Below are 25049 nucleotides of genomic sequence, written 5' to 3'. Positions count from 1 at the left end.
AGATGCTCTGCGGTCGGCCCCGGTCGGCGCTTCAGCGCTTCGATCCCGGGCCCCTGTCGATCACGGCGTGATCCGATGTCGAAAAAATACGCAGGCAAAATAATCCGGTCATAGCGCAAATCGGCAAACCCGCGACGGCGTTCCCCCCTTCCGCCGCGGATTGGCCGTCGTGCGATCACGCCGTTACGCGAACGGCACGGCCTCGAAGCCGGCCGCGAGCGCGTCGACGATCCGGTCGAGCTGTTCGCGCTGGATCACGAGCGGCGGCGACAGGATGATCTTCGTGCCGACCGGGCGCACCAGCACGCCGTTCTCGCGCGCGACTTCCGCGACCGCGTTCGCATAGCCCGACAGCGGATCGATCGGCTCGCGCGTGTCCTTGTTCGCGACGAGGTCGAGCGCGAGCATCAGCCCCTTGCCGCGCACCTCGCCGACCGCCGCGAAGCGCTCCGCGAACGGCTGCAGCGCTTCGAGCAGATACGCACCCTGCTTCGCCGCATTTGCCGGCAGGTCCTCCTTCACGACGATGTCGAGGCTCGCGATCGCGGCCGCGCATGCGACCGGATGGCCGGCGTACGTGTAGCCGTGCATGATCGCCCCGCCGAAATCGGCATTCGCGGCGAACGCATCCTCGATCCGCGCGTTCACGACCGTCGCGCCGAGCGGCACGTAGCCCGACGAAATGCCCTTCGCCAGACACATGATGTCCGGGCGCACGCCCCAGCCGCGACTGCCGAACAGGCAGCCGCTGCGGCCGAAGCCCGTCACGACTTCGTCGGCGATCAGCAGCACGCCGTAACGGTCGCACACCTCGCGCACCAGCGGCCAGTAGTTGGCCGGCGGCACGATCACGCCGCCCGCGCCCTGGATCGGCTCCGCGATGAACGCGGCGACCGTGTCGGGACTCTGGAACTGAATCTCGCGCTCCAGCATTTCCGCGCAGATCCGGCCGAGTTCCTCCGGGTCCTGCGTGAACGGGTTGCGGTACAGCCACGGCGTCTCGACGTGGAAGCAGCCGGGCAGGTTCGGCTCGTAGTTGCGGCGGAACACCGTGTTGCCGTTCACCGACGCGCCGCCGAAGTGCGTGCCGTGATAACCCTGTTTCAGCGAGATGAACTTCGTGCGATCGGCCTGGCCGCGCACCTTCCAGTACTGGCGCGCGATCTTCAGCGCGGTCTCGATCGCATCGGAGCCGCCCGAGCTGTACAGCACGCGGCGCATCCCTTCCGGTTCGAGCAGGTCGATCACCTTCTTCGACAACTCCTCGGCGCGCGGATGCGAAATGCCGTCGAACAGCTGGAAGTATTCGAGTTCGTCGAGCTGGCGCACGATCGCGTCCTTCACTTCCTGGCGGTTGTGACCGACGTTCACGTTCCACAGGCCCGCGACGCCGTCGACGAGCTTGCGCCCCGCCTCGTCGAACACGTAGCAGCCGTCGCCGCGCACGATGCGGATCGGCTTGCGCTGTTTCATCTCGTTCGGGTGCAGCATCGGGTGCCAGAATTTCGCTTCGTTGTAGCTCATTGCAGTCTCCACTGTCGGATCGTTGAATCGGGTTCGAGCGTCGCGCGTCAGTGCGCGATGCAGACGGATTTGGTTTCGGTGAAGCCTTCGATCGCGTACTGGCCGAATTCGCGACCGATGCCCGATTGCTTGTAGCCGCCGAACGGCATCGACGGATCGAGCGGAATATGGCAGTTCACCCACACCGTGCCGGCCTCGATCTGCGGCACGAGGTTCATCACACGTTTCAGGTCGTTGCTCCAGACGCTCGCGGCGAGGCCGTACGGCGACGCGTTCGCGAGGCGCACCGCGTCGGCCGCGTCGTCGAACGGCACGACCACGATCACCGGGCCGAACACCTCGTCGCGCACGATCGCGCTGTCCGGATGCGGATCGGCGATCACGGCCGGCTTCACGTAATAGCCGGGCAGATCGTCGGCCGGCGTGCCGCCCGCGAGGAACGTGAGGCCCGCACGGCGCGCGCCTTCGATGTGCTGGACGACCTTGTCGCGATGGTGCGCGGACACGAGCGGGTTGATCTGCGCGGTGGTGTCGAGGCCCGCGCCGAGCTTCATCGACCGCGCGACGCCCGCGAGGCCGTCCGCGAGTTGCGCGAACTTGCTGCGATGCACATAGATGCGCGACGCGGCCGCGCACACCTGCCCCTGGTTGAAGAACGCGCCGGCGGCGACGCCGTCGAGCGCCTGCGCGACGTCGACGTCGTCGAGCATCACGATCGGGTTCTTGCCGCCGAGCTCCAGCGAGAAGCGCGTCATGTTCTGCACGGCCGCCGCGCCGACCAGCTTGCCGGTCGCGGTCGAGCCCGTGAACGAGATCTTCGCGATCGACGGGTGGCTGGCGAGCGCCGCGCCGCAGACGCGGCCGCCCGTGACGACGTTGAACACGCCGGGCGGCACGCCGGCCTCGCGCGCGAGCTCGGCGAGGCGCAACGCGGTGAGCGGCGTTTCCGGCGACGGCTTCAGCACGATCGTGCAGCCGGCCGCGAGCGCGGGAACCAGCTTCCACACCGCGATCATCAGCGGGAAATTCCACGGCACGATCGCGGCGACCACGCCGACCGGCTCCTTGCGCGTATAGGCCGTATAGCGCGCGCCGGGCGGAAACGGGATCGACACGTCGAGCGTCTGGCCGGTGATCTTGGTCGCCCAGCCGGCCATGTAGCGCACGTATTCGACGCTCGCGCCGACTTCGATCGCACGCGACACGTGAATCGACTTGCCCTGGTTCAGCGTTTCGAGCTGCGCGAGCGTTTCGGCGTCGGCTTCGATCAGGTCCGCGAGTTTCAGCAGGATGCGTTCGCGGTCGGCCGGCCGCAGCCCGCTCCACACGCGCGCGTCGAACGCTTGTCTGGCGCTGGCGACCGCGCGGTCGACGTCGTGTGCGTCGGCGTCCGCGACGGTGGCGAGCCGCTCGCCCGTCGCGGGGTCGTACACGTCGAGCCGCGCGGCCGCGTGCGCGGGCTGCATGGCGCCGTCGATGAAGAGGCCGAAATCGCGCGCAACGAAGGTGCGCACGGTGTCGCTGACGGCGACGAAGTTCGTGTTGCTCATGGGCGTCTCGTTGATTGTCGTGGCTGGACCGCGTGCGGGCGAGGCACGCGGGCGTCGGACCACTGTATCGACGAGGAATCGCGCCCGGTGAGCGCAAATTGGCAGCGCGTGGCGCGCGGTAGCGGTTCGAGCCCGCGACGCGGCCCGCGGGCGACGTGCGCGATCCGCCGGGGGCTGCCGTGGTTTGGATGCCGGACCGGGGTCCGGTCATTGAATCGTCAGTTTCTGAAACCGTGCGCCATCGACGCGAGGAAGTCGTACGCCTGGTAGTCCAGCCAATACACGCCGAGCGCAAGCGGGATCAGGAAGTACAGCGAGTCGTAGGTTCCGCTTCTGACCGTCCTGACGATGAAGATCGGCAGCGCGACGCTCAACGCGATGACCAAAATCGAAGCGGCAATGATCGCGACGTCCATGTTCCCGGCCCTTTTCTTGAATTGTTATCGATACGACGAGCGCGCATGGTACTGCACGATCTCGCGGGCCAGCTTGCAGAACGATTACAGGAACAGCGCGCCGACCAGCTCCGTGCGATTCGACACGCCGAGCTTGCGGTACATGCGCATCAGGTGGGTCTTGATCGTCGGTTGTCCGAGCGCGAGATCGCGCGCGATTTCCTTGTTCGAGCAACCGTCGCGCACGAGCCGCGCGATCTGCTCCTCGCGGTAGGTCAGCCGTTCCTCGCAACCGATCCGGTGGATCCCGCGCCGGGCGCGCAGCAGCGGGCTCAGCGCGGCTTCGGCGACAGGCTGCAGCCGCGCGAGTGCGTCGATCTCGCCGGGTGCGAAGCGTCCTGCCGTACCGTTGCCGTTGCGATTCGCGTCGCCCATGCCGAAGCGCAGCAGCGAAAACGCGCCGACCGTGCGGCCCGCGTCGCGCAGCCAGATCTCGACGACGTCGGCCACGTCGTGCCGCCGCAGAAAACGGGTCCAGTACGCGGATGCGTCACGTCGCTCGTCAGGCAATTGGGACGCGAGCGTGACGACCGCGCGGTCGCCCGCCGCGCAGCGCGACGGGTGCAGCGGATCGAGCATCCGGTAGCGGGCGACATAGGTGCGGTGCATCGATTCCGGCATCCCGAACAGCTCGAAATCGGCCGGTTCGCCGCTCTGGTCGAGCCGGTAGAACACGATCGCCGACGGGCTCGCGAACGCATCGAACGCGTCCACGCACGCGCGCAGCGCGCGTGGCCAGTCGGCGGGAGCGTGGTCGGCGGGAACGGATGAGGTCGGCATCGGAAATCGGCTGGGTGGCGAACGCGTCGAATTTCAACGTCCGGGCCAGCCTACCGGCGCCGAAAAGCGCCGGTGAGCACAAATCGGCAAATCGTCCCGGGCCGGCCAGGTGGCTGGTTCAACCGGTTCAGCCGGGACGATGCCGGCGCGCGACGGTGCGCGCGCCTGGCTTCAGCGTGCGTTCGCGGCGAACGTGTCGCAGGCGCTCACCTCGCCCGACTCCATCCCGCGCCGCAGCCAGTACACGCGCTGCTCGCTGGTGCCGTGCGTGAAGCTTTCGGGCACGACGTAGCCCTGCCCTTGCTGCTGCAGCCGGTCGTCGCCGATCGCCGCGGCGGCCTTCAGCCCCTGCTCGAAATCGCCGGGTTCCATCAGCCGCTGGTTCGCGCGCTGCGCGTTGTTCGCCCACACGCCGGCAAAGCAGTCGGCCTGCAGCTCCATCCGCACCGACAGCGCATTCGCGCGCGCCTGGCTCGAGCGCCGGCGCGCGGCGTCGACCTTGTCGGCAATACCGAGCAGGTTCTGCACGTGATGGCCGACTTCGTGTGCGATCACGTAGGCCTGCGCAAAGTCGCCGCCGGCGCCGAAACGCTTGCGCAGTTCGTCGTAGAAGCCGAGATCGATGTACACGTTGCGGTCGCCCGGGCAGTAGAACGGCCCCATCGCGGTCTGGCCGGTGCCGCACGCGGTCGGCGTCGAGTTCGTGAACATCACGAGCTTCGGCGGTTCGTACTGCGCATGCAGCTGCGTGTTGAACACGCCCGTCCACGTGCGTTCGATGTTGCCGAGCACCTTGCGCGTGAACACCGCGCCGGCGTCGTTCGCCGGTACGCCCTGGTGCTGGGTCGGCGCGGGCTGCGCCTGCTGCTGGCGGCCCTGCAGCGCCGACGCACCTTCGAGCACGACGCGCGGGTCGATTCCGAAGAAATACGAGGCAGCCAGCGCGATCACGATCGTGCCGATGCCGATCGTCGCGCGCCCGCCGCCGAACCCGCCGGCGCCGCGTCGATCCTCGACGTTCGTGCTTTCCCTTTCGTCGTCCAGCCTCATTGCCGGCCCCTCCCTGTTCTTTTGTCGATGGTCCGATCGCGCCAGCGCGCAACCGGGCGATACGCCGTGGCGACACGCTCCGTCGGCAGACGCGATACCTGCGCATCGGACGCCCGCTCGCGCCATTGCCGGCCGCGCCATTCGTACGACGGAATCGGCGGCCGACGCGCCGCCCGTCGCTGCGCGCCCGCCCGCGCTATTTTGCCGGGCTTTCGTGGCTTATCGCAAAAATGTGGAGGATAGAGCGATTCGGCGTCGGACATCGTCAGCCTTTGCAAAATGGGCCAAGGCCACCGTGCCCGCCACGCCGGCCGTTCGGACGACCCGCGTTCATCCTTTCGGTGGATACCGGCGCGCGCCGGCGCCGCCTAAAGTGGCCGGAACGCCCCCTTTCCGGAGAACGACATGACGCACCCGCCCCCCCGCACGATCGCCATTACCGGCGCCGGCACCGGCATCGGCGCCGCCTGCGCGCGCCGCTTCGCCCGCCGCGGCGACCGCGTCGTGCTGATCGGGCGCCGCCAGGCGCCGCTCGACGCGCTGGCTGCCGAAACGGGGGGCCTCGCGCTGGCCGGCGACGCCGCGAGCGCCGCCGACTGGGCCGGCTTCCTGCCGCGCATCGCCGCACGCTTCGGCCGCGTCGATGCGCTTGTCGCCTGCGCGGGCGGCCACGGCATCGGCCGTGCGGACGAAACCGACGACGCGCAGTGGCGCGCTGCGATGCATGCGAACCTCGACACCGCATTCGTCAGCGCGCGCGCGTGCCTGCCCGACCTGATCGCGCAGCGCGGCAATATCGTGCTGGTCGCGTCGATCGCGGCGCTCGCGGCCGGGCCCGGCGTATGCGGCTACACGGTCGGCAAGCACGCGCTGCTCGGCCTGGCGCGATCGCTCGCGCGCGACTACGGTCCGCACGGCGTGCGGGCGAACGCCGTCTGCCCGGGCTGGGTCCGCACGCCGATGGCCGACGCGGAAATGGAGCCGCTGATGGCCGCGCACGGCGATTCGCTCGACGGTGCGTACGCCCGCGTCAGCGCCGACGTGCCGCTGCGGCGCGCGGCCGATCCCGACGAGATCGCGGCCGTCTGCGCGTTCCTGGCGTCGCCGGACGCGTCGTTCGTGACCGGCGCGACGCTCGTCGCGGACGGCGGCGCGATGGTCGTCGACGTGCCGACGCTCGCGTTCGACCGGCTTTGACGCCACCCGAACGTGCGGCGCGTGCGTACGCGCTTCCGAATCCGTTAACATCGTCCCGATCCGCCGCCTGGCGCGGCACCGCCTCACCGTTCGGAATTCGATGAACATCCGGTTTCTGGAAACCTTCGTCTGGCTCGCGAAGCTGGAAAACTTCCGGCTCACGGCCGAGAAACTGCATACGACGCAGGCTGCCGTGTCGAGCCGCATCGCATCGCTCGAGGAAGCGTTCGACGTGCGCCTGTTCGACCGCAACACGCGCTCGGCCACGCTCACGCCGGCGGGCCGGCGCATGCTGGCCTACGCGGAGCGGATCGTGCGGCTCGATGGGGAAATGCGGCGCGACATCGACGCGGCCAGCGATGCGGGCCTGATCCGGATCGGCGTGATCGAATCGATCGTGCACAGCTGGTTTCCCGCGCTGATGGCGCAACTGCGCGAGCGCTATCCGCGCCTCGACGTCGAGATCACGAGCGACACGACGCTGCATCTGATTCGCCTGCTCAGCACCGACGGCGTCGACCTGATCCTGCAGACCGACCCGGTGCCGGGCCCGGACTTCACGAACCTGCCGCTGTGCGAATTCCCGGTGCGCTGGGCCGCGAGCCCGCGCCTCGGACTCGGCGGCCAGCCGCTCGACGTCGCGCGGCTGGCCGGTTTTCCGATCATCAGCTTCTCGCGCCACTCGGGGCCGCACGCGACGATCGAGCGGCTGTTCGCGGCGGTCGAACGGCCGGCCAGCATCAACTGCATCACGTCGGTCGCGGCGATGATCCGCCTCGTCGCCGACGGCTTCGGCGTGGCCGCGCTGCCGCCGGCGATCATCGGGCGCGAGCTGCACGAAGGCACGCTCGAACTGCTCGACGTCGCGCCCGAATTCCCGCCGCTGCCACTCGTCGCGACTTACCGCAGCCAGGGGCTGCCGGTCGCCGCGCGCATCGCGGAACTCGCGAGCGAAGTGGCGCGCGCGATGGCGGCTGCCGGGAATCTCGCGAAGCCGGCCACCGAGCGCGTCGACGCAACGCTCGTCGATGTAACGCCCGCGCGCAAGGCGACCACGACAAAGACGAACGCACCGACGACAACGAAGCGCACGACGAAGGGGGCTCCGCCTGCCGCGCCCGCCGCAAAACGACGCCCACGCCGCTCATAAGAAAACCTGTTCACCGCGAATTTGTTTTCTTGTTGGACGGGCGCGACCCGTCTTCGGGACACTGCAGTTCCTGCCCCACCGCGTCACGAGGAACCCCGCAATGACCCGCCTTTCCCTTCCGCACGGCCAGCTTTGCGTCTGGACGGATATCGACCCCGCGCACGAAGCCGATTTCAACGCGTGGTACGACCGCGAGCACATGCAGGAGCGTGTCGCGATTCCCGGCTTCACGCATGCGCGACGGTTTCGTGCAACCGACGGCGGCCCGCGCCGATACCTCGCGCTGTACGTGACGGACGCGCTCGACGTGTTCCGCGGCGATGCATACCGGCGCGCGTTCACGCAGCAGACCGCGTGGTCGCTCGCGAACTTCGAGCGCATGACGGGTACGCAGCGGCGCGTCGGCGAGCTGACGATCGAGGCCGGTGACGGTGAAGGCGCGCATCTCGCGCTGTTCGTGCTGGCCCCCGATCGCATCGACGTGCCGCACCTGCGCGCGCGCTTCGACGCCGCGCTGCAGGAACCCGGCATCCATGCCGCACGGCTTTTCCGCACGTCACCGGACCTGTCCGCACCGCTCGGCGCCGCCGCCGCCCGCCCGGCCGCCGATGCGCTGGTGCTGATCGAAGGCAGCGACGCAACGGCCACGCGCCGCGTCGCCGCCACGCTCGCCGGACACGACGACGTGCGCACCTTCGACCTGCTGTGGCGCGCCGCCGCGCCGCTGCCCGTCCAGCGATGCGACGTCGAAGCCGAAACGGCCGCCGCCGCGACCGCTGCCGCCCTGCCTGCCTGAACGCTCGACGCCGCCGCCCACGCCGGCCCGCGCTTCATCCCGTCATCCGTCCCGACCTGCCCGATACCATGAGCACTCTCGTCCAGCCCGCCGCCCACGCGCCCCGCCGTGTCCGCAACAGCCGACTCGCGACCGCGAGCATGATCGGCACGTCGCTCGAGTGGTACGACTTCACGATCTACAACACGCTCGCCGCGCTCGTTTTCAACCATCTGTTCTTCCCGTCGGTCGATCCGCTGGCCGGCACGATCCTCGCGTTCTCGACCTATGCGGTCGGCTACGTGTCGCGCCCGCTCGGCGGCTTCGTATTCGGCAACCTCGGCGACCGCATCGGCCGCCGCGCGGTGCTGATGCTCACGCTCGTGCTGATGGGCGTGACGACCGCGCTGATGGGCGCGCTGCCGACCTACGCGCAGGCCGGCATCCTGAGCCCGATCCTGCTCGTCGCGCTGCGCTTCGTGCAGGGCGTCGCGCTCGGCGGCGAATGGGCCGGCGCGGTATTGCTGTCGGTCGAGCACGGCGACCAGAAACGGCGCGGGCTGTCCGCGTCGTGGACGCAGATCGGCCCGTCGTTCGGCACGCTGCTCGGCACCGGCTGCATCGCGCTCGTCACGCTGTCGACCACGTCCGACACCTTCCTGTCGTGGGGCTGGCGCGTGCCGTTCGCGGCCAGCGCGCTGCTCGTCGTGTTCGGCTTCTGGCTGCGGCGCGGCGTCGACGAAACGCCGCAGTTCGAGCAGCTCGCCGAATCGCATGCGACCGCCGACGTGCCTGTCGCCGACGTGCTGAAGTACCACTGGAAGCGCCTGCTGATCGCGGGCGGCTCGCGCATCGGTTCGGACGTGCTGTATGCGCTGATCGTCGTGTTCACGCTCACCTATGTGACGACCGTGCTGCACCTGTCGCGCCCCGTCGCGCTGACGGCCGTGATGATCGGCACGGCCTGCAATGCGCTCGCGGTGCCGTTCTTCGGCGCGTTGTCGGACCGCTTCGGCCGCCGGCCCGTGTATCTCGCCGGCGCGCTCGCCGGCATCGTGTGGGCGTTCGTGTTCTTCGCGCTGCTCGATTCCGCGCGCCCCGCGGCGATCGTCGCGGCCGTCGCGATCGGCCTCGTGATCCATGCGGTGATGTACGGCCCGCAGGGCGCGTTCGTGACCGAACAGTTCCCGACGCGCGTGCGCTACGCGGGCTCGTCGCTCGCGTACACGCTCGCCGGCATCGTCGGCGGCGGCTTCGCGCCGCTCGTGATCGCCGCGCTGTTCCGGCAGACGGGCACGACGACGGCCGTGTCGCTGTACGTCACCGCCGCGCTCGTCGTCACGTCGATCGCGCTCGTCGCCGCGCGCGAGACCGCGCACCGGCCGCTCGACGACTGAGCGCCGCCACCCGCCGACCATTCATTCGCACTTCAAACGGATAGCCGCATGCCAACCCTGTCGTTCAACGTGATTTCCCTGCACCGCGCGCCGGCCGCCGTCGACGTCGACGTCGAACGCGTCGTGATCGCCGGCTGGGCCGGCCGCGACCCGGCCGCGATCCAGGCGCACATCGACGAACTCGCGGCGCTCGGCGTCGCGCCGCCGTCGACCACGCCGTGCTTCTATCGCGTGTCGTCCGCGCTGCTCACGCAGGCGCCGTCGATCGGCGTGCTCGGCGCGCGCTCGGGCGGCGAGATCGAATGCGTGCTGGTCGACAGCCCGGCCGGCACGCTGGTCACGGTCGGCTCCGATCACACGGATCGCGAAGTCGAAGCGTACGGCGTCGCCGTGTCGAAGCAGGTGTGTGCGAAGCCGCTCGGCCGTGACGCGTGGCGTTATGCGGATGTCGCCGATCACTGGGATGCGCTCGAGATGCGTTCGTGGCTGATTGCGCGCGATGGCGACCGGGTGGCGTACCAGCACGGCGCGGTCAGCGGCCTGCTCGCGCCCGACGTGCTGTGGCAGCGTTTCGACGACCGCCGCACGATGCCCGCGCGCTGCGCGATGTATGGCGGGACCGTCGCCGTGCACGGCGCGATCGCGGCGATGGACGACGGCGACGCATTCGAGATGGAGCTGCACGATCCGGTGCTCGGGCGCAGTCTCACGCATCGCTATGCGGTCGAGGTGTTGCCGGTCGTGGCTTGACGGGAACGGGAAACTGCACGGCATACGGAGGCGACGGCGTTCAGTCGCCGTGCCAGCCCTACCGGTACGGCTGAAAGCAGTGATAGTCGGGAAAGTTGAACTGCGAGTTGTCGCAATACAGCACGCCGGCCAGATCCGTACACCCGCTCAATGCGAACATGATTGCGCCCGCAACCGACGCTTTCCATCCGAAATGCACCATCTCGCCCCCGTTTTCGCCCTATCGGTGTTGACCGACATGATGCGCATCCGACGCACGCGGGTATGTGGAGAATTGTGGTCCGGGGGCTTCATCGGTTCGCCGTGGTGCGTTTCCATGCCCGGGCGCTGCCCGTGCTACCCACCGTTGCTCACCCGAGACACCCGAGCCCCGCCAGCGTCGCCTCCACCGCCGTATCAAGCGGCGTCACCGGCTCGCGGCCGAGCACCGCGGTCACGCGCGCGTTGTCCATCCGGATCGGTTCGCGCCACAGGTAACGCATCTCGAGCAATTCGCGCAGTGTCGTGACGAACGGCGCGGCCGCCCACACGAGCCACCACGGGAAATCGCGCAGCGCCGGCCGCATGCCGTGCCGCTGCGCGACGCGTTGCACGGCCTGCGCCATCTGCAGGCCGTCTTCATCCCAATGCCCGCCCAGATGAAAGCGCGCGAACGGCTCCAGCATCTCGCGCCGCTCGATCAGCTCGACCATCACGCGCGCCACGTCCGGCACATACGACCATTGATGGCCGACGCCGCGGCCCGGCACGCTGATGGCCGCGACGGGCCGCCCCGGCTTGACCAACCCCTGCGAAAACCAGCTGTTGCCGAGCTGCGGCCCGAAAAAATCGCCGGCGCGCACGACGATCGCCCGCACGCCGTGCACACTGGCGTCCTGCAGCCGCCGCTCCAGTTCGACGCGGATCGCGCCCTTGCGGGTCGCCGGATGCTGCGGCGCGTCTTCCCGCAGCACCGGAAACGCATCGGCGCCGAAGTTGTAGACCGTGCCCGGCAGCACGACGGTCGCCTGCGCGGCCCGGGCCGCCGCGATCGTGTTGTCGACCATCGGCAGCACCTGCGTGGCCCAGTTCCGGTATCCGGGCGGGTTCACCGCATGCACGATCACGCTGCAGCCGCGTGCGGCGCGCACCACCGCGTCGCGATCCAGCGCGTCGCCGCGCACCCAGGCAATGCCGTCGCGCTCCGCGATTTCGGCATCGAGCCCGCGCTTGAGCGCGCGCACCTGCCAGCCCGCATCGCGCAACTGCCGCGCGACTTCCCCGCCAATCCCGCCGCTCGCGCCGAGCACGAGTGCCAGCCGTTGCGTCCCGCCTGCGTCCGTCGTCATTGCCGCCCTCCTTGAATGGAACCGTCACGACACGCATTCTGGCGCGCCGATCACCATCAAGGAATTGCTGAACCCAGCAGATCAGCTATACATTTATGTATGACCACCGATCTGAACTGGGAACGCTACCGTACCTTCCTCGCGGTGCTGACGGAAGGCTCGCTGTCCGGCGCAGCACGGGCCCTCGGCATCACCCAGCCGACGGCCGGCCGCCATGTCGCGGCGCTCGAGGCCGCATTCGGCCAGACGCTGTTCACGCGCTCGCCGTCGGGCCTGCTGCCGACCGAAGCCGCGCTCGCGCTGCGCGGCCATGCGGAGGCGTTGCGCAGCGCGGCGGCCGCGTTCGAGCGCGCGGCGGCCAGCCACGGCGCCGGCGTGCGCGGCATCGTGCGGATCTCGGCCAGCGACGTGATCGCCGTCGAGGTGCTGCCGCCGATGCTCGCGCAATTGCGGCGCGACCATCCGGGGCTCGTGATCGAACTGGTGCCGACCGACCGCGTCCAGGACGTGCTCAAGCGCGAGGCCGACATCGCGGTCCGGATGGCGCCGCCTGCGCAGGACGCGCTCGTCGCGCGGCGCGTCGGCGCAATCGAGGTCGGGCTGTATGCGCGCGACGATTACCTGGCGCACCACGGCGCGCCGGCGACAACCGACGCGCTCGCGCATCACGCGCTGATCGGCTTCGATACGGTCACGCCGTTCATCCGCTCGGCGGGGCGCGGCATGCCGCTGTGGAAACGCGACGCGTTCGCGCTGCGCACCGACAGCAACCTCGCGCAACTCGCGATGATCCGCGCCGGCTACGGGATCGGCTTCTGCCAGACGGCGCTCGCGAAACGCGACGCGCGGCTCGTGCGCGTGCTGCCGAACGGGCCCGCGATTCGGCTGGAAACCTGGGTCGTGATGCATGAGGACTTGCGGGCGAGCCCGCGCTGCCGGGCCGTGTTCGATGCGCTGGCCAACGGGCTGCGTGCGTATGCGGACGGCGAAGGCGCCGAGTAGAAAGCGGCGTGCGTGAATCCGCGGGCCGCGCTATTCGTAGATTTTGCCGGCGAACAGGATGTCCGCGATGCGCCGCCACGGGTTGTCGGGCACATCGTAGAAACGCAGCCCTTCTTCCGACGCCTCCGCCCAGTCGATCATCGCTTCCAGGTACTCGCCGATCGACCGGTTTTCCCAGCCGAGCGCCGCGCGGGCGTACGGCGACAGCGGCGCGTCGGCCTCGAGTTGCCGCTCCGTGTGCCAGTCATGGCCGAGCACGCGCAGGAAGTGGATCAGCGTACGCTCGTCGACCACGCGCTCCAGCGCGTGCTGCAGCTTCGCGGCCATCTGGTTCTTCAGTTCGTCGTCGTTCATGCCTGTGGCCCCCTGGCGCGCCGCTCGGCGACGCGCCGCCGCGTGTCGCGCGGCATGGTTTTACATCAGCAGTTGACGCGACAGCACCTCGCGCGCCTGGGTGACGGTCTCGCGTTCGCCCGGCAGCGGCGGCGTCAGCGAAAACACCGCGTCGGGCAGCGGCGGCAGCCGGTATTTCGTGCCGAGCCGCATCAGGCCGTCGCCGATCGCCGACGCGCACAGGCAACCGACCCCGAGCCCCGCCGCGAGCATCGACTGCAACCCGGCGACGCCCGACGCGCTATGCACGAGCACGTACGGCGTGTGCTGCTCGTCGAGCGAGCGCACCGCGACCTGATGCATCATGCAGTCGTCCGGCAGCAACACCAGCGGCAGCGGCTCCGGCAACTGCTCGGCGAGCTTGGGCGACGCGACCCACGACAGCGGTTCGCGCCGCAGCACCCAGCGCGTGTCGGCCGACGCCGGCCGGAACGGCCCGCTCGACATGTTCATCACGACGCCGAGATCGATCTGCCCGCGTGCGTGCGCCGCCTCGATCTCCACGCTCTTCATCGCGCTCACGTGCAGGCTCAGTTGCGGATAGCACTCGCGCAGCCGCGCCAGCATGCCGGCCACTTCATTCGTCCGGTAATAGTCGGTGATCGCGACGCGCAGCTCGCCCTTGATCGCCTGTCCGCGCAGCTCGTCGAACGCGGCCTCGTTCAGCGCGACGATGCGCCGCGCGTGCTGCAGCAGCCGCGAGCCGGCGGGCGTCGGTTCGACGCCGCGCTTGCTGCGCACGAACAGCGGCACGCCGGCGCGCGATTCGAGCTTGCGCACCTGCTCACTGACCGTCGATTGCGACAGGTGCAGCAGCGGCGCGGCGGCCGTCAGGCTGCCGGCGTCCGCGACCGCCGCGAACGTGCGCAACTGGTCCAGATCGAAACCGCGCATCGTCATTCCTTATCCATCGATTAACCCGATGGATGCTACCACTCTTTCCCGCTTTTCCGAAACATGAGCGATCCCCAGAATACGGGGGCAACGGCCTACATCCGTCGATCGACTATCGGGCCCTCATTTTTTTGGATCCTGCTTTCATGACGAACAACACCCTCGCTCCCTGCGCGCCGGCCGGCGCGGCTGCCGCGGCGACGCCGCGCAGCCACCGCGGCTGGGCGCTCGTGGTGCTGCTGGTCGGCGCCATTCTGCCGCCGCTCGACTACTTCATCGTGAACCTCGCGCTGCCGGCCATTCGCGACGGCATCGGCGCGCGCCAGACCGAGCTGCAGCTCGTCGTGTCGGCCTATGCGTGCGCGAACGCGGTCGTCCAGATCACCGGCGGGCGTCTCGGCGACCTGTACGGACGCAAGCGCATGTTCATGATCGGCATGGCCGGCTTCGTGCTCGCGTCGACGCTGTGCGGGCTCGCCGGCAACGGCACGGTGCTGGTCGGCGGCCGCGTGCTGCAGGGCCTGTTCGCCGCGATCCTCGCGCCGCAGGTGCTCGCGACGATCCGCAGCGTGTTCAGCCCGCAGGAGCAAGTGCGCGTGATGGGCTTCTACGGGTTCGCGTTCGGCCTCGCGGCCGTGATCGGCCAACTCGGCGGCGGCGCGCTGATCAGCCTGCATCCGTTCGGGCTCGGCTGGCGCGCGATCTTCCTCGTCAATCTGCCGATCGGCATCCTGGCGCTGCTCGGCAGCTGGCGCTTCATCCCGGAAAACCGCCCGCCGCGCGGCCAGCGCATCGACGTGCCGGGCACGGTGCTGATGTCGCTGTTCCTGCTGATGCTCGTGTACCCGCTCACGCACGGTCGCGAAGCCGGCTGGCCGCTATGGATGATCGCGTGCGGGGTCGGCGCGCTGCCGATGCTCGGCGCGTTGCTGGCAGTGGAAGCGCGCCGGCTCGCGCGCGGCCACGATCCGCTGCTCGACGTGCGCCTGTTCCGCAACCCGGTCGTCGCGCTCGGGCTGCTGCTCGCGTTCCTGTTCTACACGCTGAGCGCGTTCTTCCTGAGCTACGGGATCTATCTGCAGGGCTGCCTGAACTGGTCGCCGCTCGCGTCCGGGTTCGCGATCCTGCCGCTCGGGCTCGGCTTCCTCGCGAGCCCGCTGCTGATGCCGCGCCTCGTCGCCCGGTTCGGAGGCTATCGCGTGCTCACGCTCGGCTTCGCGATGCTCGCGGCGGGCGTCGCGATCGCCGCCGCGCTCGCCCGCGACGGCGCGCCGGGCCCCGGCTTCTACGCGGGCATCGCGGCGATCGGCGTCGGGCAAGGGCTCGTGCTGCCGTCGGTCGTGCGGATCGTGCTCGCGGAAGTCGATGCGGCCCGCGCGGGGGTCGCGTCGGGGATGGTCAGCGCGATGCTGCAGATCGGCGCGGCCGTCGGCGCCGCGACGATCGGCGGCGTGTTCTTCGCGCGGCTCGGCGTGCATCCGGCCGCGCTCGATTACGTGCAGGGATTCAGGGCGTCGATGTTCACGCTGACGGTCGTGTTGCTGGCCTGCATCGCGCTGTCGATGGCGCTCGGCCCGCTGCATCGGCGGCTGCATGCGGATGCGTGACGCGCGACACGCGACGGAATCCGCACCGTCAGTGGAGGTGCGTGACACGGACACGGCGCATGCGCGGCGCGGCGTGACGGCTCGTCGGCCTCCGGTTCATCGGTGAGGCTCGCGCTGCGCCTGCCGCGCCTCCCATTCGGCCAGCTCGACGCGATAGCGCGCGAGCGCTTCGTCGTACAGGTCGAAGACGCACGGCGAGCAGCCGCTGTTGCAGCAGTCTTCCAGTTCGGGTTGGACAGGCGGGGTCGGACGGGGATCGTCGACGGACGGATCTCCGGAAACTTGGTTCGGCACGGCGTGGTCCGGTAAGGTGGAGTGGTCAGTATAGGGCGATCCGGGCCGCCGCCGCTTTCGGCAGGGCGGCCGGATCGACGATGAACGCGTCCATCATGGTGCGATCGTCGGACGCCGCATGCCGCTGCGTTCGTCCTGTTTCCGTTCCATAGGAGCTGCGCGATGGCCGAAGCCGTGAATCCCCCGGAAGTCTGGGCGCCGTTCGGCGCGTTCTCGATGGCCATGATCCAGGGCGACGGCCGGATCGTGCATCTGAAGGGGCAAGTCGCGCTCGACCGCGACGGGCAGGTAGTCGGCGCCGGCGACATGCGCGCGCAGGTTCGCCAGACACTCGGCAATCTCCGCGACGTACTGGCCGCACTGGGCGGGCAGATGCGCGACGTGATCTCGCTCGTCCATTACGCGACCGACATCGACGCATTCATGCAGGCCGGCGACATCCGCAACACGTACTTCGCCGCCCCCTATCCCGTGACGACGACCGTCCAGGTCGAGCGTCTCTACCATCCCGACCTGCTGATCGAGATCGCGGCCATCGCCGAGATTCCGCGGGCGCGGTTCCGTCGTCCCGAGACGGCTGCGTGAAACGCATCGGGCTCGCATGAAAGCGCGCGCCGGTCGCGGCATTCCCGGCCGGCGCGCGCACTCGCCTGCAGCCCGCCGGCTTACTTCGCCGGCGCGCCCGGCTTCATGGCCGTCGGCTTGTCGGCCAGCGGCTGCCACGCCGCGCCGAGCGAATACCAGTCGACGCGGCGCGTGAGCGTCATGATGCCGGCGAGAATCGCGAACAGCAGCAGCGAGCCGAGCATCAGCGCATTGTCCTCCGACAGCAGCAGCCCGTAGAGCGCCGCGTACAGCATCGCGAGCAGCGCGGTGAACGTCGCGCCGCGCTTCACGCTGTGCAGCACGAACGACAGGTAGAAGCCGAGCAGCCCGATGCAGGCGCCGCTCGCCGCGAGATACGCATAGCCGAACGCAATGTGTTCGGACAGGCTCAGCAGCAGCAGGAAGAACAGCGCGAGCGACAGGCCGACCAGCGTGTACTGGATCGGGTGAATGCGCAGCCGCTTCACGAGCTCGTACATGAAGAAGCTCGCGAACGTCAGCATCACGAACAGCGCACCGTATTTCGTCGCGCGCTCGGCCTGCAGATAGACGTTCACGGGTTCGATCACCGACACCGACGCCATCTCGATCCCGCCGTCGCCGTTGCCGTTGCCGGACGCCACCTGCTCGCGCGCCTTCGTGTTGAACGACGTCACGTGCCAGTTGCTGACGAAGCCGCGCGCGTCGATCGTGCGCTCGGCCGGCAGGAACTCGCCGCCGAAGCTCGGATGCGGCCACGTCGATTTCAGCGAGAAGTCGTTCTGGTCGCCCACCGGCGCGAACGCGACCGATTCCGCGCCGGCCAGCGGCAGGCCGATGCTGAACGGCACGACCGTCGCCCCGGCGTTTGCCTCCGCCAGCGCCGCGAGATCGACGTTCGCATGCACGCCCTGGCGCAGGCTCTCGAGCCGCGTGCCCTGCTCAACGTCGATCCGCTTGCCGCCGATGCGCAGGTCGGGCTGCGCCTTCAGCCCGCGCAGGTCGCCGATGCCGAGCGCGACGACCGCGCTGTCGATCTTGAAGCTCACGTGGCCGTCGGCCTGCGGCAGCTTCTTCAGGTCCGGCAGCGGCAGCGTGCCCGTCATCCGGCTGTCGAGCCCGTACACGAGCGCCTTGTGGATGCCGCGATAGCGCGTGCTGACCGACAGCGTGCCGTCGACGTTCAGCGTCTTCGGGAACACGAGCAGCCGTTTCGCCTCGCTTTTCAGGACGGTTTTCGCCTTGCCGCCGGCCCGCACGTCGTCGCTCGCGCGCGTGACTTCCGTGTAATGGACGACGAGCACCGGCCCCGTCACCGTCTGCGGCCCCGCATAGCTCGCCCAGATGCTCTGCAGCGCGCTCTGCCGATAGTCGGCGCGTTCCCGCACGATGCTCTGGACCATCTGCAGCGGGATCAGGATCGCCAGCGCGAGCAACGCGGTGATCATGGACTTGAACAACAGGACTCGATTCATTGCTGGGAGGTACCGGAGTGGAAGGTACGGTCAGCATGAGCGGCCCCGGTGAAGGGCGATTGAAGCCGGCGTGAAGCGAATGTGTGGTGGGCGTGAAGCGCGGTCAGCCCGCCGACGGCAGCGTGAGCGTCGCGCACGCGCCGCCTTCCGCGCGGTTCGCGAGCGCGACCTGGCCGCGGTGCAGCATCGCGACTTCGCGGACGAAACACAGCCCGAGGCCCGTGCTGCGATCCTGCCCGTCGGGGCGCGGCAGCGAATAGAAGCGTTCGAACACGCGCGAGAGCGCATAGTCGGGCACGCCGGGGCCGTCGTCGGCGACGCGCACGACCGCGACGTGCGCCCTGCCCGCCGGCTGCCGTTCGAGCGCGATCCGGATCGTGCTGCCCCGCGGCGCGAAATCCAGCGCGTTGTCGAGCAGGTTGCCGAGCGCCTGCCGCAGCAGGAACGGATCGCCGTCGACGACCGCCGGCTCGGCCGCGTCGTTCGCATCGATCCGCAGGCTCACGCCGCGCTGCCGCGCGCGCGGCTCGATATCGTCGACGAGCTGTTCGAGCACCGGCCGCAGCGCGACCGGCTCGTGCACCGACAGGCGCTGCTTCTGCTCGACCTCGGCCAGCGCGAGCAGCTTGCGGATCATCTGTTCGAGGCGGCCGGCCTGGCGGCGGATGTTCTCGGTGAAGCGCCGGCGGTTCGCGACCGGCATGTCTTCCTGCAACAGCTCGGCCGCGCCGCTGATCGCGGCCAGCGGGCTCTTCATCTCGTGCGTGAGCGTGTGGATGTAGGTTTCGACGTACTGCCGGTCCTCCAGCCGCTGATGCATGCTTTCCACCGCGCGCCCGAGCTCGGCCAGCTCGTTCGCGCCCTGCAGCGGCATCGACGCGCGCTCGCCGGCCGCGATCGCGCGCGCATAGCGCTGCAGGCGCCGCAGCCCGAGCACCAGCCACCACGTGCACGCGGCGCCGATCAGGATCGCGCCGCCCATCAGCAACGCGCCGTACAGCATGATCTTGCGCTGGCTGCGCGCGATGAACGGCGCGACCGTCTGGTTCGGTTTCGCGATCGTCAGCACGCCGATGATCTCGTCGCCGCGCCGGATCGGCGCGGCGACGTGCATCACGGTACTGCTGTCGTCGTTCGGATCGCTGCGCGTGCTGCGCGCGCCGTATTCGCCGCGCAGCGTCCGGTACACGTCGTTCCAGCGCGAATAATCCTGCCCGACCGCGCTGCCGGACGAGTCGTAGCGGACGATGCCGTGCGCGTCGGTGATGTAGAGGCGGTAGCCGATCGCGTTCTTCTGGATGCCCCACACGTTCGCGCTGACCGGCCGCTCGTGCAGTTTCCCGAGTTGCCGCGCGAAGGTGCCGTCGGCGATATGGCCGTTCGCCATGTCGTCGGCGGCCAGCGTCGCCAGCACCTGCGCGGTGTCGACGAGCGTGTCCTCCATCGCTTCGCGCACGCCGGGCTTCACCTCCTGCACGAACACGCGCAGCGTGATCAGCGCGGCCAGACCGACGATCAGGAAAAAACCGAAGAAGATGCGCAGGCCGATATGCATGGGTGGTGCCGGTCGTTACGGTTGCAGCGAATAACCCATCCCGCGATGCGTGCGGATCGGGTCGCGCTCGGGATCGATCGCGCGCAGCTTGGCGCGCAGCGTCTTGATGTGCGTGTCAACCGTGCGGTCGGCCGAATCGAGTGCCTCGTGCCAGACGAGATCCATCAACTGTTCGCGCGAGTAGATGCGCCCCGGATGCCGGACCAGCAGCGCCAGCAGCCCGAATTCGTAGCGCGTGAGGTCCAGCGCGTGGCCGAGCCACGACACGCGCGCGCCGTCGGTGTCGAGCGTGAAGCCGGACGCGACCGGTGCCGGCGCATCGGCCGGCGCGGTTGCGGGTGTCGGTTCCGGCGCGGCCGTCCGGTGGAAGCGGCGCAGGATCACGCGCACCCGCGCCGCCAGCTCGCGCGGCGAAAACGGCTTGACGACGTAGTCGTCAGCGCCGATCTCGAGCCCGACGATCCGGTCGATCTCGTCGTGCCGCGCGGTCAGGAAGATCACCGGAACATCGGTGAACGTGCGCAGCCGCCGGCATACCTCGAAGCCGTTGAGGTCCGGCAGGCCGACGTCGAGCACCACGAGATCGACACGCGTGCCGCGCAGGCGGTCGAGCGCCGTCTGCCCGAGCGTGCAGTGGACGGTCTGCATGCCGTCGGTGCCGAGGGCGTAGACGATCGTATCCGCGATCGCCTGTTCGTCTTCGACGATCAGGATGGTGGGCTGAGTCATGGGTTCGGGGCGCGCAATCCGGTGCGACATTGTACGCACGCCCGGACCCGACGAGCCCGCCCTCGGCGCACTACGCCACGCGGCCGCTCACCGGAATCGACGCACCGGTGATCGCCTGCGCGTCGGCCGACAGCAGGAAGCCGATCGTCGCCGCGAGCTGTTCGGGCCGGACCCAGCGCGAGAAGTCGGCGTCGGGCATGTCCTTGCGGTTCGGCGGCGTGTCGATGATGCTCGGCAACAGCGCGTTCACGGTCACGCCGCGATCGAGCAACTCGGCCGCCAACGCCTCGGTGAGCCGCGCGACGCCGGCCTTCGCGGCCGCATACGCGCCCATCCCCGCGCCGGCCTTGAACGCCGCGCCCGCGCCGATGTTGACGATGCGGCCGGCCTGGCTCGCGATCAGGTACGGCAGCGCGGCCTTCGACGCGTTCAGCGCCGTCTTCACGTTCAGCTCGTACATGCGATCCCACGTGGCGGCATCGCCGTCGGCGATCGTCTGCCACACGAATGCGCCGGCGATGTTCAAGAGCGCGTCGACCCGGCCGAATTCGCGGTTGACCGTTTCGAGCGCCTGCGTGGCGGCCTGCGGGTCGACGAGATCGATGCCGCCGATGCGCAGCGCATCGGCCGGCACGCCGGGCAGCGCCTGCGTCGCCGGGGCCGCGCCGCGGCCGATCAGCGCGACGCGCGCGCCGCGCGCGCCGAGCCACGCGGCCGTCGCGACGCCCAGATGACCGAAGCCGCCGGTGATCGCGACTGCCTTGCCGTTCAGGTCGTGTTCCATCGATGTGTTCTCCTGGATCGAGGGTGATGAGATGAAATGCCGACAGCGTAGCGCCGTTCACGCGTTCGTGCGAACGGGATGACGGTGCGGCAGCGCAGTTCCGCTGTCGTTTCGCCGTGGTTATCGGGCGCCAAGCGCGGTTGGCGGCATCGCGAGATGGATCGCGATCCATGCGGCGCGGGGCGCCGCGACGTCGCGGGCGCGGCTCGACGAGCGCGCGGTCGCACGGCCGGGCATAATGCGCGATGCCCGCCAGGCGTGGCGCGCGGCACGACAGTCGGACCAGCGTGGCCCGCCCGACGGCCTGCGCCACTGCGGACACGCATCCCGAACCTCAACCCGTCCATCCCATGCAAGTACTCGTCATCGGAACCGGCAAGCTCGCCAACGAGTTGCTCGGCTCGCACCGGCTCGACCCGGCCACCTGTCGCGTGATGCCGTGGTCGGACGCCACGCGAACCGACGCCCGGTCGATCGTCGTCCATGCCGGTTCCGGCCGCGAACTCGCCGCGGCGATCGCGTTCTGCCAGGCCACCGCATCGCCGCTCGTCGAGTTGTCGACCGGCTCCGACCTCGAAACCGGGACATACGGCTTTCCGGTCGTGCTGTGTCCGAACACGAACATCCTGATGCTCAAGTTCATGAGCATGCTGGAAACCAGCGGCCACCTGTTCCGCGACTGCGACATCAGCGTGACCGAGTCGCATCAGGCCGGCAAGACGTCCGTCCCCGGCACGGCCGTCGGCATCGCCGAGTCGCTCGGCGTGCGGCCGGCAGACATTCGCTCCGTACGCGACCCGGCCGTGCAGCGCGGCGAATTCGGCATCCGCGACGATCAGCTCGGCCGCCATGCGCTTCACCGGATACGCATCGACGACGGCGCATGCAGCCTGCAGTTCGAATCGCGCGTGTCCGGCGATACGCCCTATGCGGATGGCGTATCGCGCATCGTCGAGGCCGTCCGCCGGCACGATCTCGAGCATCGTCGCTATTCGATCGTCGAGTTCATCCGCAACGGCTGGCTGTAGTCGCGGCGGGCGCGTATAGCGCGGCCCTCCATGGCGTGGGTCGCACGCCTACGCCGACACGGCCTCGACGCTTCCCCCCCTCGCGGGCTTACCGCTACCCGTCCGCCAGCACCGCCCCGCTTTCCGGCAACGTCGCTCCGCCGTCGACGACGATCGTCTGCCCGGTGATGTACGCCGCGTCGGCCGACGCGAGAAACAGCATCGCGTTCGCGATGTCCTCCGGCTCGCCCATTCGTGCCAGCGGAATGTCGCGTGCGATCTGCGCCGCGACCGATGCGTCGCCGAGATTGCCGGCCGCCGGCGTGCGGATCATCCCCGGCTCGACGCCGTTGACCGTCACGTGGCGGCGCGCCAGTTCCAGCGCCGCTGCGCGAATGAAGCCGTTCACGCCGGCCTTCGACGCCGCGTAATGCGCGAGCCCCGGATAGACGACGCGCGGCCCGGTCACCGACGACGTGACGAGCAGCCGCCCGGCCCCCGCGCGCTCGAATGCCGGCAACGCAGCCTGCGCGAGCCAGAACAGTGCCGACAGGTTGACCGACAGCGTCCGGTCGAGCGTCGGCGCGTCGATCTGCTCGAACGGCGTCAGCGGAAAATACGCGGCATTGTGGACGACGACATCGAGCCGGCCGCCGTCGTGCTCGACTGCCGCCACGAGCGCATCCAGTTCGTCCCGGCTCGCGGCGTCGACCTGATACGCGCGTGCCTCGCCGCCCGCGCTGACCAGCGCCTCGGCCTGCGCGGCGGCTGCTTCGCCGTTCAGGTCGGCCACCGCGACGAATGCGTCGGATTCCGCGAAACGGCGCGCGATCGCCGCGCCGATCCCTTGCGCAGCACCCGTGACGAGCACGACGCGTCCGCCGAAATCCGCACGCAGGCGGCCGCTGCCCAGCACGGCAGTCATCGTTGCGCCTCGCCGCCGAGCGGATGCACGGTTTCGTTCAGCACCTGCGCATAAGCGCCGATCTGGAAATTCGACAGCGTGCCGAAATCGCCGCCCTGGTAGCCGAAGATCTTGCCGTCGGTCTTGCGCTGCGCGAGGTCGATCAGCACGACGCCGAGCGTCGGCACCACCTTTTCGCGCCACACGAACAGATACAGCTCATCGGCCATCTTGAAGTAATGACAGCGGTCGACGTCGGCCAGCCCACCTTCCACGCCCTGCAGGCACTGCCACGCGTAGAAGTTCTCGTTCAGGTAGATGTGCTCGTAGCATTCGGTCGGGCTGTAGCGGTACATCGTCCGCTTGCCGATCAGCTCGCGCGTGGGCGCATGCAGCGGCCCCGGCCGGGCGTGGCCGCCAAGCGTGCCGTGCCGGAATTGCGCGTCGACGGCCGTCAGCGGCAGCCCGCGCGCGACGCGCGTGAACGCATCGATGCGCGTGTCGGCCTCCGTCGGCAGCGTACCGACGACCGACGTCCACACGCCGTTGTCGAGATCGATCACGAGGCTGACCGACGTCGCGCGGGCAGTGGTATCGATGTAGTCGACGAAGTACAGACCGTCGCGCAGCCGCGTCACGCGGCACGGCGCGCGGCCGCCCGTATCGGTCGCCGCATCGCGCCACTGCAACGCGCCCGGCTCGAACGTATCGACGCGCCATACGCCCGATGCGTCTTCGAGCGCCAGCGTCCGCCCGACGAGCGCGTCGACGGGCGCGAGGGTGTTCGCCTCCGGCGCGAAGCCGTCCGCGAGCGCGCCCACCTGAATGAATACCGGATCCTGTCGTTCCACCTGCCGTCTCCCGCGCAGCTTCAGGCCCGGCGGGCCGTGTACGCTGCCGATGTGCACATGGTGCGGGCTGCGCGCGCCGCGCGGTATCCGCCAAAAGGATGAAGGGCGCACGGCGCCGGAACGCGCTAAAGTGCACGTGATCCGCGCCGCGACCGGCGCGAGGAGCGCACATGCACCGTGTCACCCACTACCGACGCACCGGCGAAGGCATCGAGGCGATCAGCCTCGAATCCGATCGCGCGTTTCCGCGCCACGCGCACGACGAATTCGGGGTCGGCGTGATCGTCAGCGGTGCGCACCGGTCGTGGAGCGGCCGCGGGCAAGTCGACGCGCTGGCCGGCGACGCGATCATGGTCAACCCGGGCGAAATGCACGACGGCTCGCCGCTCGAGGCCGGCACCGGCCGTCGCTGGCGGATGCTGTACCTCGCGCCGGCGCTGGTCGCGGGCGTCGCGGCGGAAGAAGGCCTCGGCGGCGTCGAGCTTGCGCACCCGGCCGTGCGCGACGCGCGGCTCGCGGCCGCCGTCGGCCGGCTGCATGCACGCATCGTCGCAGGCGAAACCCAGCCGCTGGCTCGCGACGAAGCGCTCGTGATGCTCGTCGCAGGGTTGCTCGCCCGGCACGCCAGCCGCACGCTGCCGGCGGCCGGTGTCGCGCCGGCGGTCCGCGTCGCCCGGGAGCGGCTCGACGCAGCGCCGGCCGTACCCGTATCGCTCGCCGAGCTGGCGGACCTGAGCGGCGTGAGCCGCTTCCAGTTGCTGCGCGGCTTTGCGCGCGAGCTCGGCATCACGCCGCACGCCTATCTGGTTCAGTCGCGCACGCGGCTGGCGCGCGCGTTGCTGGCCGGCGGCCTGCCGATCGCCGAGGCTGCGGCCGAGGCCGGCTTCGCCGATCAGAGCCACCTGACGCGCGCGTTCGCGCGCCAGTTCGGGATCACGCCGGGGCGGTTCACGCAGGCGGGTCAATAGCGCTGTCGGTGCGCGGGCCGCGGGCCGCCGCGCGCATTGCATTCG

25 protein-coding genes are annotated in these 25049 nt (G+C 69.6%); 10 read left to right on the top strand and 15 right to left on the bottom strand.

Annotated elements, in window-relative coordinates; translation table 11 throughout:
- Positions 1-183: 183 nt before the first annotated feature.
- The 5 genes from H0X95_RS24615 to ypfJ form a co-directional block, all read right to left on the bottom strand.
- Positions 184-1524 (bottom strand): aspartate aminotransferase family protein, encoded by a 1341-nt coding sequence (locus H0X95_RS24615; RefSeq protein ID WP_006483976.1) that lies wholly within the window; start codon positions 1522-1524, stop codon positions 184-186.
- Positions 1525-1571: 47 nt separating this feature from the next.
- Positions 1572-3074: an aldehyde dehydrogenase family protein gene (locus H0X95_RS24610; protein WP_059722045.1), complete on the bottom strand. Its 1503-nt coding sequence runs from the start codon at positions 3072-3074 to the stop codon at positions 1572-1574.
- A 218-nt stretch (positions 3075-3292) separates the two neighbouring features.
- Positions 3293-3490 carry a hypothetical protein gene (locus tag H0X95_RS24605; protein WP_006483979.1) on the bottom strand — a complete coding sequence of 66 codons (198 nt, stop codon included), beginning with the start codon at positions 3488-3490 and terminating at the stop codon, positions 3293-3295.
- Between the two features lie 84 nt (positions 3491-3574).
- The gene (locus H0X95_RS24600) at positions 3575-4309 is read right to left on the bottom strand and encodes a helix-turn-helix transcriptional regulator (protein ID WP_058903281.1); all 735 of its coding nucleotides are present in this window, start codon (positions 4307-4309) and stop codon (positions 3575-3577) included.
- Positions 4310-4480: 171 nt separating this feature from the next.
- Positions 4481-5359 (bottom strand): KPN_02809 family neutral zinc metallopeptidase, encoded by an 879-nt coding sequence (gene ypfJ / locus H0X95_RS24595; RefSeq protein ID WP_059722043.1) that lies wholly within the window; start codon positions 5357-5359, stop codon positions 4481-4483.
- Positions 5360-5764: 405 nt separating this feature from the next.
- Here ypfJ and H0X95_RS24590 point away from each other — a divergent pair, with 405 nt between their 5' ends.
- The 5 genes from H0X95_RS24590 (at position 5765) to H0X95_RS24570 (ending at position 10628) form a co-directional block, all read left to right on the top strand.
- Positions 5765-6556, top strand: coding sequence for an SDR family NAD(P)-dependent oxidoreductase (locus H0X95_RS24590; RefSeq protein WP_006496856.1), 792 nt, complete (start codon positions 5765-5767; stop codon positions 6554-6556).
- Positions 6557-6656: 100 nt separating this feature from the next.
- Positions 6657-7706, top strand: a complete 1050-nt coding sequence (locus H0X95_RS24585) for a LysR family transcriptional regulator (protein WP_059722041.1) — start codon at positions 6657-6659, stop codon at positions 7704-7706.
- Between the two features lie 100 nt (positions 7707-7806).
- Positions 7807-8502, top strand: a complete 696-nt coding sequence (locus H0X95_RS24580) for a DUF4286 family protein (RefSeq protein ID WP_059722039.1) — start codon at positions 7807-7809, stop codon at positions 8500-8502.
- Between the two features lie 56 nt (positions 8503-8558).
- Positions 8559-9878: an MFS transporter gene (locus H0X95_RS24575; protein WP_034178639.1), complete on the top strand. Its 1320-nt coding sequence runs from the start codon at positions 8559-8561 to the stop codon at positions 9876-9878.
- 48 nt (positions 9879-9926) lie between these two features.
- Positions 9927-10628, top strand: a complete 702-nt coding sequence (locus H0X95_RS24570) for a DUF2848 domain-containing protein (RefSeq protein ID WP_059722038.1) — start codon at positions 9927-9929, stop codon at positions 10626-10628.
- 350 nt (positions 10629-10978) lie between these two features.
- Here the strand turns inward: H0X95_RS24570 and H0X95_RS24565 are convergent, their stop codons facing one another.
- Entirely contained in the window at positions 10979-11956 is a 978-nt protein-coding gene (locus H0X95_RS24565; protein WP_059722036.1) for an NAD-dependent epimerase/dehydratase family protein, read from the bottom strand.
- Between the two features lie 99 nt (positions 11957-12055).
- Here H0X95_RS24565 and H0X95_RS24560 point away from each other — a divergent pair, with 99 nt between their 5' ends.
- Positions 12056-12958 (top strand): LysR family transcriptional regulator, encoded by a 903-nt coding sequence (locus tag H0X95_RS24560; RefSeq protein WP_006492639.1) that lies wholly within the window; start codon positions 12056-12058, stop codon positions 12956-12958.
- A gap of 30 nt (positions 12959-12988) precedes the next feature.
- Here the strand turns inward: H0X95_RS24560 and H0X95_RS24555 are convergent, their stop codons facing one another.
- Together H0X95_RS24555 and H0X95_RS24550 are read right to left on the bottom strand one after the other, a co-directional pair.
- A complete protein-coding gene (locus H0X95_RS24555) occupies positions 12989-13312 on the bottom strand; it encodes a DUF7660 family protein (protein ID WP_006485664.1) in 324 nt (107 codons plus the stop codon).
- Positions 13313-13372: 60 nt separating this feature from the next.
- Positions 13373-14245 (bottom strand): LysR family transcriptional regulator, encoded by an 873-nt coding sequence (locus H0X95_RS24550; protein WP_034203325.1) that lies wholly within the window; start codon positions 14243-14245, stop codon positions 13373-13375.
- Between the two features lie 146 nt (positions 14246-14391).
- Between H0X95_RS24550 and H0X95_RS24545 the strand changes: the two genes are divergently transcribed.
- Positions 14392-15852, top strand: coding sequence for an MFS transporter (locus tag H0X95_RS24545; RefSeq protein ID WP_006496843.1), 1461 nt, complete (start codon positions 14392-14394; stop codon positions 15850-15852).
- A gap of 96 nt (positions 15853-15948) precedes the next feature.
- Here the strand turns inward: H0X95_RS24545 and H0X95_RS24540 are convergent, their stop codons facing one another.
- Positions 15949-16146: an oxidoreductase-like domain-containing protein gene (locus tag H0X95_RS24540; RefSeq protein ID WP_006492647.1), complete on the bottom strand. Its 198-nt coding sequence runs from the start codon at positions 16144-16146 to the stop codon at positions 15949-15951.
- Between the two features lie 162 nt (positions 16147-16308).
- On the opposite strand from H0X95_RS24540, the gene H0X95_RS24535 reads away from it, so the two are divergent.
- Entirely contained in the window at positions 16309-16731 is a 423-nt protein-coding gene (locus H0X95_RS24535; protein ID WP_058903285.1) for a RidA family protein, read from the top strand.
- A gap of 80 nt (positions 16732-16811) precedes the next feature.
- Here H0X95_RS24535 and creD read toward each other — a convergent pair whose 3' ends face one another.
- The 4 genes from creD to H0X95_RS24515 form a co-directional block, all read right to left on the bottom strand.
- Complete coding sequence (gene creD / locus H0X95_RS24530; RefSeq protein ID WP_034202138.1) at positions 16812-18206, bottom strand: cell envelope integrity protein CreD; 1395 nt, start codon at positions 18204-18206, stop codon at positions 16812-16814.
- A gap of 103 nt (positions 18207-18309) precedes the next feature.
- On the bottom strand, positions 18310-19761 hold the full coding sequence (creC, locus tag H0X95_RS24525; RefSeq protein ID WP_058903286.1) for a two-component system sensor histidine kinase CreC: 1452 nt from the start codon (positions 19759-19761) through the stop codon (positions 18310-18312).
- A gap of 15 nt (positions 19762-19776) precedes the next feature.
- The gene (gene creB / locus H0X95_RS24520; protein ID WP_059722032.1) at positions 19777-20490 is read right to left on the bottom strand and encodes a two-component system response regulator CreB; all 714 of its coding nucleotides are present in this window, start codon (positions 20488-20490) and stop codon (positions 19777-19779) included.
- Positions 20491-20560: 70 nt separating this feature from the next.
- Positions 20561-21274 carry an SDR family NAD(P)-dependent oxidoreductase gene (locus tag H0X95_RS24515; RefSeq protein ID WP_058903288.1) on the bottom strand — a complete coding sequence of 238 codons (714 nt, stop codon included), beginning with the start codon at positions 21272-21274 and terminating at the stop codon, positions 20561-20563.
- Positions 21275-21624: 350 nt separating this feature from the next.
- Here H0X95_RS24515 and H0X95_RS24510 point away from each other — a divergent pair, with 350 nt between their 5' ends.
- Entirely contained in the window at positions 21625-22302 is a 678-nt protein-coding gene (locus H0X95_RS24510; protein ID WP_006496184.1) for a dihydrodipicolinate reductase C-terminal domain-containing protein, read from the top strand.
- Positions 22303-22396: 94 nt separating this feature from the next.
- On the opposite strand, the gene H0X95_RS24505 is transcribed toward H0X95_RS24510, so the two are convergent.
- Both H0X95_RS24505 and H0X95_RS24500 read right to left on the bottom strand, forming a co-directional pair.
- Complete coding sequence (locus tag H0X95_RS24505) at positions 22397-23206, bottom strand: SDR family oxidoreductase (protein WP_059722030.1); 810 nt, start codon at positions 23204-23206, stop codon at positions 22397-22399.
- Complete coding sequence (locus H0X95_RS24500; RefSeq protein WP_059722077.1) at positions 23203-24036, bottom strand: molybdenum cofactor biosynthesis F family protein; 834 nt, start codon at positions 24034-24036, stop codon at positions 23203-23205. The genes H0X95_RS24505 and H0X95_RS24500 overlap by 4 nt, the downstream gene beginning before the upstream one ends.
- A 170-nt stretch (positions 24037-24206) precedes the next feature.
- Between H0X95_RS24500 and H0X95_RS24495 the strand changes: the two genes are divergently transcribed.
- A complete protein-coding gene (locus H0X95_RS24495) occupies positions 24207-25004 on the top strand; it encodes an AraC family transcriptional regulator (RefSeq protein WP_125331693.1) in 798 nt (265 codons plus the stop codon).
- The last annotated feature ends 45 nt before the right edge of the window (positions 25005-25049 follow it).

This window comes from Burkholderia sp. 9779_493 (genome assembly GCF_015712215.1).
GTDB lineage: Bacteria > Pseudomonadota > Gammaproteobacteria > Burkholderiales > Burkholderiaceae > Burkholderia > Burkholderia cenocepacia.
Note: the sequence above shows the minus strand (reverse complement) of the source record. Positions and strands in the feature narration are given on the sequence as shown.